General features: G+C 45.1%; 11 protein-coding genes and 1 tRNA gene. 6 read left to right on the top strand and 6 right to left on the bottom strand.

The annotated features are described in order from the left end of the window. Positions 1-17: 17 nt before the first annotated feature. On the bottom strand, positions 18-3,179 hold the full coding sequence (locus tag P2H89_RS29250; RefSeq protein WP_275833880.1) for a SusC/RagA family TonB-linked outer membrane protein: 3,162 nt from the start codon (positions 3,177-3,179) through the stop codon (positions 18-20). A 498-nt stretch (positions 3,180-3,677) separates the two neighbouring features. Here P2H89_RS29250 and P2H89_RS29245 point away from each other — a divergent pair. Continuing rightward, positions 3,678-3,751: transfer RNA gene (locus P2H89_RS29245), tRNA-Arg, on the top strand. Between the two features lie 183 nt (positions 3,752-3,934). Here P2H89_RS29245 and P2H89_RS29240 read toward each other — a convergent pair. Continuing rightward, entirely contained in the window at positions 3,935-4,324 is a 390-nt protein-coding gene (locus P2H89_RS29240) for a DUF6508 domain-containing protein (RefSeq protein WP_275833878.1), read from the bottom strand. 11 nt (positions 4,325-4,335) lie between these two features. Continuing rightward, positions 4,336-5,547, bottom strand: a complete 1,212-nt coding sequence (locus tag P2H89_RS29235) for an ADP-ribosyltransferase domain-containing protein (protein WP_275833876.1) — start codon at positions 5,545-5,547, stop codon at positions 4,336-4,338. 610 nt (positions 5,548-6,157) lie between these two features. Between P2H89_RS29235 and P2H89_RS29230 the strand changes: the two genes are divergently transcribed. The 3 genes from P2H89_RS29230 (at position 6,158) to P2H89_RS29220 (ending at position 7,691) form a co-directional block, all read left to right on the top strand. Continuing rightward, positions 6,158-6,586, top strand: a complete 429-nt coding sequence (locus P2H89_RS29230) for a hypothetical protein (RefSeq protein WP_275833874.1) — start codon at positions 6,158-6,160, stop codon at positions 6,584-6,586. Further along, a complete protein-coding gene (locus P2H89_RS29225) occupies positions 6,528-7,154 on the top strand; it encodes a hypothetical protein (protein WP_275833872.1) in 627 nt (208 codons plus the stop codon). The genes P2H89_RS29230 and P2H89_RS29225 overlap by 59 nt, the downstream gene beginning before the upstream one ends. Before the next feature lie 273 nt (positions 7,155-7,427). Continuing rightward, the gene (locus P2H89_RS29220) at positions 7,428-7,691 is read left to right on the top strand and encodes a hypothetical protein (RefSeq protein WP_275833870.1); all 264 of its coding nucleotides are present in this window, start codon (positions 7,428-7,430) and stop codon (positions 7,689-7,691) included. Positions 7,692-7,855: 164 nt separating this feature from the next. Here the strand turns inward: P2H89_RS29220 and P2H89_RS29215 are convergent, their stop codons facing one another. From P2H89_RS29215 to P2H89_RS29205, 3 genes are all read right to left on the bottom strand, one after another. After that, a complete protein-coding gene (locus P2H89_RS29215; protein WP_275833868.1) occupies positions 7,856-8,677 on the bottom strand; it encodes a hypothetical protein in 822 nt (273 codons plus the stop codon). 145 nt (positions 8,678-8,822) lie between these two features. Further along, positions 8,823-11,027: a DEAD/DEAH box helicase gene (locus P2H89_RS29210; protein ID WP_275833866.1), complete on the bottom strand. Its 2,205-nt coding sequence runs from the start codon at positions 11,025-11,027 to the stop codon at positions 8,823-8,825. A 24-nt stretch (positions 11,028-11,051) separates the two neighbouring features. Continuing rightward, positions 11,052-11,891: a DUF1837 domain-containing protein gene (locus tag P2H89_RS29205; RefSeq protein ID WP_275833864.1), complete on the bottom strand. Its 840-nt coding sequence runs from the start codon at positions 11,889-11,891 to the stop codon at positions 11,052-11,054. A gap of 1,135 nt (positions 11,892-13,026) precedes the next feature. Here P2H89_RS29205 and P2H89_RS29200 point away from each other — a divergent pair. Then, a complete protein-coding gene (locus tag P2H89_RS29200) occupies positions 13,027-13,323 on the top strand; it encodes a hypothetical protein (protein WP_275833862.1) in 297 nt (98 codons plus the stop codon). A 56-nt stretch (positions 13,324-13,379) separates the two neighbouring features. Beyond that, positions 13,380-13,661 (top strand): hypothetical protein, encoded by a 282-nt coding sequence (locus tag P2H89_RS29195; RefSeq protein ID WP_275833860.1) that lies wholly within the window; start codon positions 13,380-13,382, stop codon positions 13,659-13,661. Positions 13,662-15,307 lie beyond the last annotated feature (1,646 nt).

The following is a 15,307-nucleotide window of genomic DNA, read 5'->3' as shown; positions in this document are numbered from 1 at the left end:
CAATCAATTTTTTAGGATTAGAATTTAGCTGTCACAGAAAGGTTGAAAGTGCGTGGAATGGGTACGGCACCAAAGTCGATACCCCGCAATACAGTACTTTGCCCCCCTGCTGTCACCTCAGGATCATATCCTTTGTAATCATCCCAGGAGATCAGGTTGCGGCCGCTGGCGCTCACGGTCAGGTCACGGAATACTTTCACCTTGCCGAAACGGTAGCTCAGCGATATTTCGCGCAGCTTGATGAAAGAGCCATCATCCACGCGCCATTCTTCAATCTGATATACGCTGTTGATATAACCACGGGGCAATTCTCCGCGATGTTCCTGCTCGGCTACCTTACCATTGCCTACTCCCTGACGTGTACGGAAGTCCGCATTCCAGACCTCCACGCCCTGCACCGCATCCAGTTGGGCGCGGAAGCTGAAATTCTTATAACTCACTTCATTCACCAGTGAGGCGGTGTAATCGGGATTGGGATCGCCGATCACCTTCCGCAATGGCGTACCAGTGGGCAACCCATTTGCATCCCGTTGTGTGGTATAGCTCAATGGGCTGTTCTGCACACCCCTTTCTATTTGTGGAAATCCCGATCCGTTCTTGATCTGGTTGCCGCTTCCATCGAGGGCAAAGAAAGTGCCGTAGAAAACGCCGATCGGCTGTCCTTCGAGGATCGCAACCGGCGCACCGGAGTTGGTGCTTAACAGCCTTAAAGCCTGACCGATCTTCACAGCCTTGTTACGATTGTGGTTGTAGATGCCGGTAATATCCCATCGCCAGTCTTTGTTCTTGACGGGTGTTCCGGTCAACACTACCTCAAAACCTTTGTTCTCGAGCGACCCCAGGTTATCCTGGAAGCTCGCATAACCATTGGTGGGTGCAATTACCCGTGATACCAGCAACTCATCTACTTTCTTGGTGTAATAGTTGAAATTTACACCGAGTCTGCTGTCGAAGAACGACAGATCGGCGCCCAGTTCCAGTTCCTGTTGTCTTTCGGGACTGACATCCGGATCCGTATACTCGCTACTGCTGAAGATAGCACTGCGGCCCAGGAAAGCAACGGCATTGTATCCATTGAAACGAGCATAGGGCGTAATACCGGTCAGGTTGCCCGATTGACCATAGGCAACGCGCAGTTTGGCCAGGTTCCACCATTTACCAATGGACAGCTTGCTCCAGAAATCAGTTTCTGACAACACATAACTGCCGCTTGCTTTCACATACACCTGGTTGCGCTGGTCTTCGCCGAATACGGACGAGCCATCCACCCTGATAGCACCGGTCAGGAACAAATGATTGCGGTATTTAAGGCTTTCTTGCAGGTAAACACCCGACACGGAGAACTCGGTGCGTTCATCCGCTCCCGGCAAGATGGTAGCTGCAGCGTTGACCGTTTCAACGAACGGGGCCAGGCCACGACCGTGCGACAGGGTATAGCCATTCTTTTCGTATTGCACCGAGTAGCCGGCCTGTGTGGTACTGGCGAGGTTATCGTTGATGTCGAACTGATAAGTACCGCTGAGGTCATGGTTGATCTGGAAGAAATTGTTGACGGCGGCACTGGCATAACCATTCAGCGAAGCCGACAGGTCGGGACCACCCCCGAAGAAGGCGGTGCTCACATTGTAGGTGAACGGAGGCATCAGGGTGGTACCGCGTTGGGCGTAGTTATCGATACCCAGGGTATAATCGAAGCTGAGGCCTTTCATGGGGCGCAGCTTCACACCGACGCTGGCAATTAAGCGGTTGGTTTCCTGCTTCTGCTTGAAGTCTTCAATAACCGACACTGGATTTACACGGCCCCGCTCTCCTACTGCCTGCAGGTTGCCGAGCGCGTCGCGTTTCCATATATCGTGGAAGTTGCCAATGATGGTGACGGAGTTCATGGGCGAATAGAAGGAGTTGCCATCGGGCTTTTCATTCGCATCGCTGTTGATATAGTTCAGTCCAACGCTCATGCTGGCCCATTTCACGATCTCCTGGTCGAGGTTGACGCGGAAGCTGAAGCGGCGGAAATCGGTATTCTTGATAATGCCCTGGTTGTAGAAATAGGAAGCGGAAGTGTAATACTTCGTTTTGTCTCTGCCACCGGTTACGGAAACGTTGTTATCGGTACCGAGGCCGGTGCGGAAGATATAATCCTGGTAGTCGTACCGGGTAACGTTGGTGGTATTGGTGGGCAGCGCGGCAGGGTTACCGACGGCGGTGATAATATCCTGAGTAAGGGCGCCGGGGCCATCTGTGGGGCCACCAAACTTGGTGGGCGCCTGGTTCACATCGAGCTTTTTGCGCAGCTCACTCACCAGCAAGCCGGTAGAGAAGCTCACCACAGGGGCTCCCGAGCTACCGCGTTTGGTAAAGATCTGCACAACACCGGCATTGGCGCGGGAGCCATAGATGGCGGCAGCGGCGGCGCCGTTTAGTACTTCTACCCGCTCGATATCGGCGGGGTTGATATCGGCCATCCTGCTTTGGCCAACCGTACCTACAAAAAGGTTACCGCCGGTATTGTTGGTGCCGCCGGAGGCATCATAAGTATTTTGCGTATTAGTAACCCGGTTTGTGGCGTTGTTGACGATTACGCCATCAACAATGTATAAGGGCTCCGAAGAACTGTTGAGGGAACTGATACCGCGCAGGCGTACAGAGACGCCCCCGGCGGGGTCGCCGGAGTTCTGGATGATCTGGGCGCCGGCGGTTTTGCCTTGCAGGGCTGCCAGCACATTGCTGGTAGCGCCTTTGTTAAGGTCGTCGGCCTTGAGGGTGCTGATGTAGTTGCCCAGTTGCTTGCGGGTGGTGCCCTGGGTGGTGCCGGTAACGATCACTTCATCGAGGCCAAGGGCATCTTCCACCATCGGTACATCGACGGTGTAGGTGGCCGCATTGCCTACCTGGAGGGTGCGGTCGACGGCCTTGAAGCCGACACCGGAAAAGGAGATGGTGTAACTGCCGGGCTTGAGGGGGGCTGTGAGGCTGAAATTACCGTTCGCATCGGTGGCAGTGCCATAGGTAGTGCTTTTAACCGATACAGAGATGGCGGTGAGGGGCTGACTGCTGGGGCCTGTCACTTTACCACTGATGGTAACCTGCGCCATGGTGATCACGGCGACCAGGTGGCCGATGAGGAGTAAACCAAAACGGCGTAGAGAGTGGCAATTCACGGAAAGAGTTGTCATCATAAACCTGTTTTTCTGGTTAATTAATCGTAGCAAGAATAATGAGATGGAAAGCCTAAGCGGGTACTCTTAAGCAATGTTTTTCCCTAAAGGGTATGGGGTACGGGGGTTGGGTTGTTGGCAAAGTTGGAATAGCGGTCCGGAAGGCAAGGTTTAAGCAGTAGTGCAAGGATCGTTTTTGGCGCCTCGTATTCAATACGACTGAAGCGCCGGAACGGTCAACTGGCACTCCTTTTAATGCACTTTAAATTTCGTGAATCTATTTGATATTCAGCACAAAAACGTCAAATTCCGCTGCCTCCCGCAACATTGCTGCGGCATTCTGCCGGAAAGGGAACCTGCGCGCATTATTTGCTTGGCGGGGGCGGCAATTGCAGGCGGGGAAAGGGATTATTGAAGAAGGGCGTCGGCGCAAATTATCAAGAACACCCTGCCCGAACGCATAGACAATTAATCCTGTGGAGGTTAAAAATAAATACCTATATTTGCCGCTCGAAAAAAGGACCGGTAGCTCAGCTGGATAGAGCAGCTGCCTTCTAAGCAGCAGGCCATTGGTTCGAATCCAATCCGGTTCACGAAACTCGAATTAGAGGCGTCAAGATTTGACGCCTTTTTTCATGGAATTTCCCGTCCAACCTGCATTCCAGAAGAATTTTCGCTTCAAAGCAAATCAAGTCCCAAAACTTCAAATGCAATATTTGGAATATAGCTCTTTGCTTCTTTTGGTTATGCAACTGCCTGGGGATTAATTTGGCATCTTATGACTGCGAATAGGTCTCGCTATACAGCTCCTGTAAGCGAGCAAGAAACCTGATGATATAACCGTTGATCAATAGATTATCCCAATGGCCTTGAACAAATTTATCTGTACGTATATGCGTAGTAATTAGTTTACGTAATGTTTCAAAGTCTGCAGCCAATAGTGTTTCTGGAGAAATTATCTTATCCCAACCTTGTATTTCAGCCCAGGCATTGTAGTCGAATCGCTCCATGAAACCGGTCAGATCCAACAGCGTAATAAGGTGAAGGTGAGCTGGTATATGATCGGAAGTAACAAACTTCGCATCCTCCGGCTTCATATGCTCGATCAGGTGGTATTGTGACAGAATGATCTGCAGCTGTTCTTTAGGAAAATCTTTGAGGGTCATGATAAATGAATTTAAAAGATTTCAGTTTGTGCAGTAATTGCGGCGTTGTTAGAGCTGGAGGAACAATAATTGATCGGTGTTTCTGTCACACCAAAGGTACACTGGCTTTTTGTCGGATTGCAGGACTGACTGGTTACATTAACGAGCATACTTCGGTGATAAATATATTCATTCTCTGCTGGGTATTCGGAAAGAAATGCCACCTGACGAGCAGTAACGCCATTGATATTGAATTTGTAATTAGCAGCGTTATAGATTGCCCCGGCCGGCCTTTGCGAACTGGTATAGGCTTGATGCCTGATGTTCAGGCCCGGCGAATATTGGGAGATTCTTTCCGCGGACATATGGTGCTCGCCCCGGTAGGTCATTCCCGGAGAACGGGGAATATTGGACAACCCCGAATCTATAGTACTGAACAAAGGCATCATAGCAGCATAGTTTGGATCGTTAGGATTGCGCAGAACATGATTGATTACCCTGTGGTATTCCGAGGTATATACTCGAAGGGCAAATGCCTGACGTCTGGAAAGGGTTGCAGGTAGGTTTATTCCCTGTATGTCAATCCATGCCGCAGGAGCATAGCGCAGGTAGTCCCCTGGCAGATTCGGAAGGCCGATTAGGCCCAGATAAGCGCTCTTAAGTGCGGCAAAAATAGGTTGTACCTGAGCCAGTTGGCTACTATTGTAAGCCACGAGTTTGATGACCGACAGTGGATACGACGGCAGTGAACCAGCATAAACAGCAGCATAAAACAACATCTGCATGATGAATGGTAAAGAAGCCCCACCTCCGCTGCCAGCGCTAACCATCGGTATGGCAACACTCGTACTGGTACTGGCTTGGAAACAGTTCAAAGCCTGAAAAATCTGCCATGCCGGAGTAAAGCCCATTTCCACCCAAAGAGGCCGTTCATATACAAGTATCCTGGAAAATTGTATGCCTGGATTGGAGGAGCTGATAGTTTGGGATATCCAGCACAGCAGATTGGGAGCATAGCTCGCCGCTTTGTTTTGCGCTAAAGTCTGTACTGATATGCCCGCCTGGTTAAGAGATCCGATAAGGGAAGTGGAACAAGGCGTATAATTGCCAAATACGGAAGATACAACAAGGAAGTCTACTTGATCGGCCGGTGACAGGTTGGTAAGATCACCCATACACAATTGCAGTTGAGGTGTACTCACTGCATTATCAATAGTCAATGAATCAATAATTTGCAATGCCATAATTAAAGCATAGTGATGTATGAATAGTTAACCCTTCTTTTTGTGGTATAAAGAAGCGCCCGGTCACTACTTCAACAAGTGATTGACCCCATGCAGGGCAGACAGTTTGCCCAGGCACCAGAAAAGGTAGGCAGCATTCAAACTTACCGGAGTTGCAATCGGCAATGGCATAGTGCCTTCAGCACTATCGTATGGAAGATATGGAGCAAATGCGTGGAATGTCCGGGTGTAAACACCTGATTTGCGGCTGACATTGAAAAACATAAAAACTACCCTTCATCGCATAGCCTATTTAAATAACATTTATATAACACATTTACACCTCTCACCATCAATAATATATTTCAGGTTAGCCTCCTACGACAATAAATCAAATAGGCCGCAAGAACATACAGCCCAGACCAATCACTCAAGTAGTTAATGCCCCGAAAAGCTTCAAATCGGAAATGAAATGGTTCGAAAAAACTCCAATTCGGATCACAAGAAGAGCCGTCGTTTAATCCACGACGGCTCTTTATTTTTTGCAATAACTTTACCTGCTCCTTTTTTACTACTTTTTACCTAGCATAACATAGATATCTTTTTAAAATCTAAATCTTAAGCAATTAACATGAATATTTGGATAATTGTATTAACTGTAATACTTACCGTTGTACCCTTAATCAAGATAGCAAAAGAGAAAAGTTTTGGTGTTTATAATTCGTTTGTCATTTTAATAGGTGCAACTGTTATGATTATTAGTGTTGTAAAGCTCAGAAAAGATGAAGTAACCGAAAAAAATAACGAAAAGGCAACCACAGATAACGTAACCAAAATCAACAAATTAGTCAATGAAACTCAACTTGTTCGCAACAACTTATTTAATGTCAGGAAATCGCTTGATTCATTTGGATTAACGCTAAATGAAGCAAACGGAGCAATCGTAATTAAAGATAGAGAAAAGCTGAAAAATATTATCTTGTCTGGCAACAATGCCACTAATGTTACATCGATTAATCAGAAAGGGGGGCAAACCGCTAGGGATATTATTAATAATTAGTACCCTTTGCAATACTTCCTTTTGTCAAAAACAATCAGCCCATATCGACAGTGTTTCTTTAAAAAAAGAAATTGACTCAGTACTTGCTAGGTATGGTCTAAAAAGTAAAGGTTTTGTGATTAATGTCATTTCACTTAATCAAAAAGGTGGTCAAACAGCATACTCTATCACCAATAATTTTTATGGTGACACTGTAAGATCTGAAAAAAACTACGGGTTCGATACGCTAACTGAAGCTGGTGTTAAATACCTCTACGTTTATCTCAGGCGAGGAACATGGCAGAGTCCTTTTGTCGGATATGACTCATTGTTGAATGACATTTCTTTTGATCCCGGCATAGGAGTATCTGCAACAAGCCACTCAAGTATTCTATTCAATAACCCTAATTACGGAACATTACACAAAACAATGTGGACATTCAGCAGCCACGTTTGTTCAAGGACTTTGCCTCTTAAAATTGGGCCTCTAAAACCTGGCGCTTTTGTAATATTTGGGGACTACGCTGACCCAGAGAAAATCTATTTTTACCAAAATGGGAAAGTCACACATACTCCAACCCCAGAGTAAGTCAATCATTCTATTATATTAAAATCCAGCGCAACGGCAGTGCGAACTTGATCGCCGTCCTTAGTCAACTATCTAAAAATGCATAAAATCATTTCACAAACACACATTAGTATGTATAATTCTATAGAATTACTCCAACAAGAGTTTCATACTCGATCTGCGTATTTCGTCTAAGAAATCAAATTAAGTGATTAAAAGCTTGTCCAAACGAGCAAGTAAATAATACCGAAAACATCAGAAAAGCTTTACTAATTAAATTAAAAAATAGGAAATATGAAAAAAGACGCAGCTCAAAAACTTATGCTAGAAGGAAAAAAATATCTAGGTCAAACCATAGATGTCAAGATATTTAATAGCAATATGGAGCTTACAAAAACTGTTCCCTGCAAGTTTATTAGAATTAATTCAGTTTCGATCTCAGAAAATAATGAAGAGCCCAATATTGACCTATACGCAATCCTCACAGATTTAGAAGGCGAAACTATGATCTACCCTATCTCCCTCCAAAATATAGTTAATCAACTTAAGGAGGAATAATCTTTACTAAAAAAAAACTATTAATCCAGGATGGCATCGACTACTTTCATCGAACAGGCGACTTTGACCAATAGAGATTTTAAAGTTCTTACTCGGATGCAGAACTTGCAAGCAAACCTTCTCAAAATTGTGGGTGTTCCATGTAATGGAAAGTTGATTTCAAATCAATTGGTGAAATAGTATGTTAATTCATTAGGAATCTCATTTAAAATTTGCTCTATTTCAATACGTATTTTATTTGGCGCTTCCTCATAAACGTAGTGGTTTAATACATTCCATTTTAGGTCATACAACGTTGTACCAACGTAAATACTTTGTCCTACTCTATGAAATACTATTTTCTCAATAAAGGTTGCATTACGAGTATGGATTTTGACATAAAAAATTGACTCAACAGGATCGATTGGAGGTTGGCAGGTAATAATTGATTTGGGTGAAAGTGAGTTGTATTCCATCCGAGCAAAAACAGATCCCATGTAATTCTCAATGGATATAAATTGTTTGTCGTCTCCCACATTTTTAAATACGTACTGTTTCAATTTGTTGTAATCAAAAACCTCAATTTTAATATCGTAGATTGGATACTCTGATTTGTTTTCAATGTAAAAGCAAAATTTGTCGCTCTTTCGACCATTGCCCAATATTCTATTTAAAATGATATTGGGATGCGCCTTTTTGCTCGTCAGGTAATTTTCTATGTACTCTGATTTATCTACCAGTTTCCTGTTCAACACAATAATCTCTTCGTTTTGGCTACCAATTTTTTGATCTCTTTCTTTAATTGAGTTTGTCAACTTATGATTCTCATTTTGCAGTTCAATAATTTTTGATTGCAACTGATCACTTGTGGTCGTCGTATGATCCATAATTTCATTTTTATCCTTTGATGTACCTCTCGATTGACCAATCGCTCCGATTATACCACCTAAAAAGACGAGTATCAAACTAGTAATTGCCCATGTATCCATCCTAACTTTTTTTTTCATAATAATGAATGATTTCTACAAGTAAGGGAGCCATATTTAACAATAGCTTCCAGATGTGCATCTTTGAAAGCCATAAGGCTGAATAACCATTGAATAACAACTATTTATCTAACAATATTTCTGACACCTTATTAGTGTTTGACACTTAAAAGGCCGCTTGTAGCTTTCTGATTTCATAGGGCAGCAAGCCCCGGCGAACCAGTTCGACTTCTCGTAATTGTCGCAGGTTTAGAATATTTTGTTCAGTTGTGCGGTAATCAGCCAGGTAGCTTTGTAACTTTCGAATGGCGGTAATAGGTATATCATATTCCCTGAGAGCAGCCAAATTCGGGTCCAAGAAACCATTTTCTAGCTGAGAGGCGAAGTACGTGTAATTGCCGGGGCGAAGTCCATACTTGTTAAATACATACGCCTGCAAGCCTTCTATGACTGTCAGCCATTTGGGCAATTTGTAGTCAAAGAAGTTCCGGCTGATCTGCAGGACACTAAAGGCTACATGGTTTACCCTTGTTTGGTAATCTGGTGCTTTTTTACGCCAAAAATCTGAGTTAACTTGATCATTAATCATAGCTGCCACCGATTTGAAGCGATTATAACCATACGCGAAACTGGTCAGCCAGCGGGCCGACAAGCTACCAATAGGTTCCACTCTTTTTTTGTCTTCTGCTACGGCCAAATGGTCCCATGCCAGCTCAATAACGGCAGCGAGCTCATCAAATAAAAAGAAATTACTCTGCCAGCGCAGAAGTGTATGATAATATTCCGGGGCCCTTTCCAACTTTTGAATGATGGCTAGTTGACCATCAATACTTACAGTTGAATGCTTTTTGAGTACTTCTTGTAACTGCGAATCGAGTGACTGGAAGTGCTCTAAACGATTCTGTAGTGCAGGCTGGATTTCTTGCTGGTCGATGGCGAGTAAAATTTCTAATGGTGCATTCTCTTGTGAAATAATAGGAATATCCACTTCAAACTCCAGCTGCGGAGGTTCATTTTCGAAGCGGATCACATCTCCTACATAGTGCTTTTTCATCCTGCCGGACCGGCCAGAAATATTTTTGTAGTCAAAGAAGTCAATATCATCCCTACCTTTTTTCTTGTCGAAGAGTATGACGTGCTTGGCGGAGGTATTAACCCCTTCGATGAGCGTAGCAGTACAGAAGAGCACTTTTATCGAACGATTGTTAAAGGCATCTACAATCGAACTTCCCAAATGACGAGGCAGAGCCCCATGATGAAAGCCTATACCATCATTTAAAGCCTCAATCATGGACCAATGTTGACTTACATTCTGCGCAATCCAATCATTCATTTCCCGAATTTCCATCGGCACCGCGGGGCGTTCCTTTCGAATGGTTGCAATGTATTTACTATAATCAATGGCAAGCTCGGTACAAGTCGCAGGCGAAGCAGTATATACCAGGGCTGGCTCCTGCAAGGATTGCAATAACTCAAACAGACGCTGTTTGCGAAGTGCCTTTTTTATTTTCTTACCTGTTTCCGATAGCATTCTTTCATCGACCGCTACAGTTGCAAAATCGGTTCTTGTCCATGTGGCACCCAACTTTTCTTTAACGGTATCCGGGATACCCTTAATGTAAGGTCCCAACATATAAAATTGCCGGGTCTGCTTGAGCAACTTATACAGAGCCTGGTTGAGAATGATTGCTCGATCATCTCCTCGCTCCATGCTGAGTTTGTAAAACTCATCAATAACAAAAAAATCAATCTTGGGAAACCGGTCATACTCAACAACTCTTTCACCAGTGAACAGGAAGATATTACCCTTCTCTCCGTCGGGTTCTTGGCTTGTAGACACTAGCAGACGGTATTGCTCCCGGTACTTGGTGAGCTTCTTCCGTGTCTCGTCCAACAAGGCCAACGTGGGCTGGATAATGACGATGTTTTTATAGCGTCGACTGGCCACAACGTTTTCTATAAGAAGGCTTTTGCCATAGGAAGTAGGGCCGGAAAGTATCACCGGCCTCCCCTGCTGCAGGAGCATTGAAACATCCAACTGTTCCTCGTGGAAAAACACGTCATCCAAGTGATCAGACTTATGATACTGATACCTAAGCAAACCAGTAGGACTCAATAATTCAGGGTCTACGTAGGGATATAAACCTGCTGCAACCAAAAGTTCATTCCAAATTTCTGAAGTACGCTCATCCATTCGTCGGCTCACCAAGGCGTCCTTTGCGCGGATGACTAGGTCACGTCCAAGACGTTGTTTTTCGGGATCCCTTAACATTCGACCGGCCAATTTAGCAAGGTCAAAACTATCTGAATAATCTATTTGTGGAGTTCTGATAATAAAATCCTTTGCAATATCATAGTTGGCAAATCGCATGTGCGTATTTTTGAAGTGGGGCGTTTAAATACTTTGCATGTGCTTCAACCGCTTGTTCAGTTCGGTATTGAGGCTGTCTTTACAGGGGACAGGCAGTAACAACAAGATAAACTCCACATTGGCAATGGTACATCCATTTTGAAACTGAGTAAACAGGTGCTGGCACTCACTTTCAAAATCCTCAAAATATTCGGATGTGTTATCAGTATGGTTGACAAAGAGCTCGCTATTGTATGTACAGACCATAGGGATCACGAGGCTTTTGAAAATATCTTCCAGCTTGGTATGCTGGTCCAGCAAGTCTCGCCAGTAAAGTATCTCAGTATTACTAGCCGGAATCTTGCGCGAAATCAGCATAAATTGTTTGCGCAAATAGTCGTTATTTATGTGGTTTTTCATGTCCGCTAATAGCTCTTTCACGCCTTCTTTACCCGATTTGTATAACTTAGATTCCCCCAACCACAATTTCTTGTCTTCCCCAGTCACACTAACCTGCACCCCGTCAAAGCCGTGCGCCGGAACATTGATAGAATCTTTGAAATACATGGTGGAAACCAACGGAACAGTACCGTGAAAGCCCCTCAACAGCAAATGAAGGATCAATTCTCCAAACTCTCCTCTTTTCTGGTATTTATCGGTGTCATACACGGTTTGAGCAGCTTCCTTGATCCGATCTACCAATTCCTCCAAGGGGACGCTATAACCTTCATGGTGACCAAAAGCAAATTCAGGAATCACCTTTCGGATGACATCGGCCAGAGGTTGAAACCGAAAAACTTGCTGGTCAAACCCTACGTGGTAGGCCCGCAGGCCAATTTGGTTGATCCTTTCTTCTATCACCCGATCCACATTAAATGGACGCATAGTAATTTTTTAATGTATTAATATATATCAACTATTTATGAAGGTGAAGAACTAAGCTAGAATCCGTACGGCCTGCACCGGTAGACTCGTTTAACCGTCCCAGGTTTCATTAGCTAAAATCCCCCAATATATTAGGTAAGTGAGCTATCGCACTTGGTTATGCCATTTTAAAGAACAGAATAGCTCTTTAAACAAGCATTCTAGTGCTAGCGTCCACCATACAAATATCTGGCGAACTTGATTAGTGGAGTTTGAAGATGGATTACATAGGAGCTGAACAGGGAAAGGTTTCGCTAATAATTCTCTAATGTCAAATTAATAAATACAAACCATACCCACAACAGAAATCCATTTAGTTAACAACTTGACTTGTACATTAGTGTGTACATAAGCATTTTTATTACACAAGTTTGGGTACTTTTTTTTGCCGCCCCTCCTGCAATCCACCCTTTACGACTGCCCAAAATGATCGGCTGGCGTAGACATATGGTACAGGTTGGATTTACCTAATTCAGTTGAGTTCTCCACCTGTGTTACGAACTTTCGCCCCGTTCTTACAATATTTAGATGCCCGTTTGCGCTGTTTTTCTGTACGCAGCACATACCCACAATTTCCACAACATTCTCCATCGACAAAATCTTCAATCGACAACCCGCCTCGCCAAATAACCAAGAGTTTTTCAAAAACACCGGCACCAACAAACACCATATAATTATTCTACATATATTGCACCAAATAACGGTTATGCCATAAAGTAATATAGTATAACTTGCGATATCTTCAAACAAATTATTGAAGCTATTCGCTTGGATTCTCGGATTGAAACGTTGGAAATTTCAAAGTGCGAGATGAAGAGTGAAGAGCCCGCTCACCCACAGTGCGGGTTCTCTCTTATCTGCACAGGGCTTCCAACGGCCTCAATCCGGATAAGCAGAGGCCCGCACTGTGGTTTTTCGCCCGCGCAAACGAACATCCACCTTCCGCCCGCCTCCAGGCATCTTCTCGTATAATTTGCTTTCCTTCCCAGCCGGTGGAATACCCGGCACACTCACACTCAACCATCGATCACCATTTTACTTTCATGCCCGCATGAAAGCAGGCCACTCTTTTCCTCACCTTAAAAAACAAAACGCCATGGATTCACCATTTCAAGGGCTCAGCATTACGGAAGGCAATACCCGCCCCAACAACGCCGTCGAGGCTATCCAATCTTTCTTCAGCAGCTTCTCCCTCGATGAAGTACACCTGCACCTATCCCGAATGGCGGCTTGCGCGCTCACAGAAAGCCAGGGGTTTTTCGAAGCCCAAACAGAGCGTAACAGCACTCTCTTCTTTTGTGAACAAGCCTGGTACGCCTTCCAGGGTATTCACCGACTGAAAGACGATCTGCAGCAACTTAATGCTGCCGCCGCAACAGCCACCTCGCAATAGTAACCTTCCCCACCCTGCCAATTTTCTATTCCTTAACAACACATCATCCTACAACTATGAGAGATATCAATGACATCCGTTTCCACAACCTGTCACGAAGTGACTACTTTCAATTCTCGGTTTCTCAAAATGGTTTGCACCTGTTCAGCACTATTCCGGTTACCAGGCGCTACGCCACCTGGTTCATGGAGGTGAACAGTCTCTTTGGCGAAAAGTTCCCCTCCAGCGAAGGCTACAAGGTCAAAATAAAGGTAAGGGCCGTAAACGTCGGCGAAGTATCCTACGAAGAACTGTTTCCCGATCCCGATTGGTGGCAAGCCGCTACCCCGGAAATGTAATGGCTGCACAGCCCCTACCCTCTTACCCACATTCTATTATTACCTCAACATGTAAACCATATGCAAAACAACAAAGTACAGATAACTGACCCCTAGTGGAAAATAAGGTAATCCGCGGATAGGCCTCTGCACAATCAAAAGCCCCGCGTTGAAACGCAGGGCGTACACTAATCAAATTCGTTAACCATTAAACCTTATCCTTTATTATAGAAACAACTAAACCGCATCGGTGTACTAAACGAAAGGCAACTATTTTTTCCACTCCTCAATACCTCTTCGATCAGTTCATCCGAGCCTTCGGGTTGGCATTTTTGTTTTCGGGGCCAAGAAGGCAGAGATGGCGTTGTGAGCCGGCGTGTATGGCCTGCCTATTCCTGATCGTTTTATTTGGATTTGGCTCCAGGATTTCGTATATTTTTATAGATGTTTTCTACTCCACCATCTGTTTCCTGCAAGGGCGCTTCTGCCCCTTTTCCACTACGGTTAAATCGGTTTTGAGGTACGGTCGGGCTACCCTCCTGGTACGGTTGTGATACGGTCATGATACGGTCGGGACCACAACTTACCCACGACTTTGCCAGGGCCAGATCAGGGCCAGCTATGGGGCTGATCAGAGAATGATCCGGACGGGATCAGGCGGGCTATACTGAAACGGCTTTACAAGTAACCAGTTCATGCGGGGGCAGCTTTACAGTCGGCACTGCCCAAAGCTGTCGCATGGGTGGCGCATGTATGTTCAACTGCCAGCATATAGCCTACATAGAGCCTGCAGCTTGTCAATGAAAAGACAGGCGTTTTAGGCAATGTGCAGGCAATGTGCAGGCAATATGGAAGGAGTGTGTGGGCGAGGAGCGCCTTTTGCCGGTACGGGAGACTTGCCGTGAAGGGGGACGAGCCGACGGGGCGCCTGCCGTTTGGGGCGCTGGTAGCTTTGGCGTCATGATCCGTGTATGGAAAACTGCCAGGTTGCAGAGACAGGATTGCTGTGTGCGCCCCAAAGAGCCTTTTTACGGCCTTGTAAGCCTTTTAGCGGGCGATCGGCTTGATTGGCAGGTTCTGCATCGTCCAGTGTTCCGGAATGGCTTATTGGGCCGCTAATGCGTTTGTAGTAATGGGATGGCCCGGACACTTAATGTCCCAAAAAGGGAACAGCAGGGGCGCTACCTGCTTTTTCGTGTATATGTACCTGGGGATGTTCAAGTGAAGGGAATTTAACTTTGAAACGAATGCCACGCCCTGGTCGACGCCTTCGTCGATAGTGCCAACATACCGCAAATACTCCAAAGGTATCTGTGCCTTTTTTCTAATTCGTCCCATGACTTGTAATTTTTAAAGTTTTAGCAAATTGTTTATTGAAAACAGTATCGGTTAACTGGCGTTGCTGCTGTTGTTCAATTCGAAGATACGGTTGCCCAAAGGCGGTTTCCAAATGCCCCGTGGCGAACCGTGGCATTCAGTTGCATTCCGTGGCATATAGTGGCTTTTTTAGTTTTCTTTAACAGCCAAACATAACGGCGCTGGCAGTGTCCTTTACCAAAATAGCTATACAGTTTCCATAAAACACGACATTTATGGAGCATATGGTCAAAAAGGTAACAGGATCCGAAAGCCGTGAGAGTTACCGGTTTTCAGAATCGCAGAAAAAA

This window comes from Paraflavitalea sp. CAU 1676 (assembly GCF_029223285.1).
Taxonomy (GTDB): Bacteria; Bacteroidota; Bacteroidia; order Chitinophagales; family Chitinophagaceae; genus Paraflavitalea.
This window is presented reverse-complemented; position numbering and strand designations above follow the sequence as displayed.

What these genes read in the sequence shown, in the direction of transcription:
- P2H89_RS29240 (WP_275833878.1), bottom strand. Translation starts at nt 4,324, where the DNA reads ATGACCCTCAAAGATTTTCCTAAAGAACAGCTGCAGATCATTCTGTCA.
- P2H89_RS29210 (WP_275833866.1), bottom strand. Translation starts at nt 11,027, where the DNA reads ATGCGATTTGCCAACTATGATATTGCAAAGGATTTTATTATCAGAACT.
- P2H89_RS29230 (WP_275833874.1), top strand. Translation starts at nt 6,158, where the DNA reads ATGAATATTTGGATAATTGTATTAACTGTAATACTTACCGTTGTACCC.
- P2H89_RS29200 (WP_275833862.1), top strand. Translation starts at nt 13,027, where the DNA reads ATGGATTCACCATTTCAAGGGCTCAGCATTACGGAAGGCAATACCCGC.
- P2H89_RS29235 (WP_275833876.1), bottom strand. Translation starts at nt 5,547, where the DNA reads ATGGCATTGCAAATTATTGATTCATTGACTATTGATAATGCAGTGAGT.
- P2H89_RS29225 (WP_275833872.1), top strand. Translation starts at nt 6,528, where the DNA reads ATGTTACATCGATTAATCAGAAAGGGGGGCAAACCGCTAGGGATATTA.
- P2H89_RS29250 (WP_275833880.1), bottom strand. Translation starts at nt 3,179, where the DNA reads ATGATGACAACTCTTTCCGTGAATTGCCACTCTCTACGCCGTTTTGGT.
- P2H89_RS29195 (WP_275833860.1), top strand. Translation starts at nt 13,380, where the DNA reads ATGAGAGATATCAATGACATCCGTTTCCACAACCTGTCACGAAGTGAC.
- P2H89_RS29220 (WP_275833870.1), top strand. Translation starts at nt 7,428, where the DNA reads ATGAAAAAAGACGCAGCTCAAAAACTTATGCTAGAAGGAAAAAAATAT.
- P2H89_RS29215 (WP_275833868.1), bottom strand. Translation starts at nt 8,677, where the DNA reads ATGAAAAAAAAAGTTAGGATGGATACATGGGCAATTACTAGTTTGATA.
- P2H89_RS29205 (WP_275833864.1), bottom strand. Translation starts at nt 11,891, where the DNA reads ATGCGTCCATTTAATGTGGATCGGGTGATAGAAGAAAGGATCAACCAA.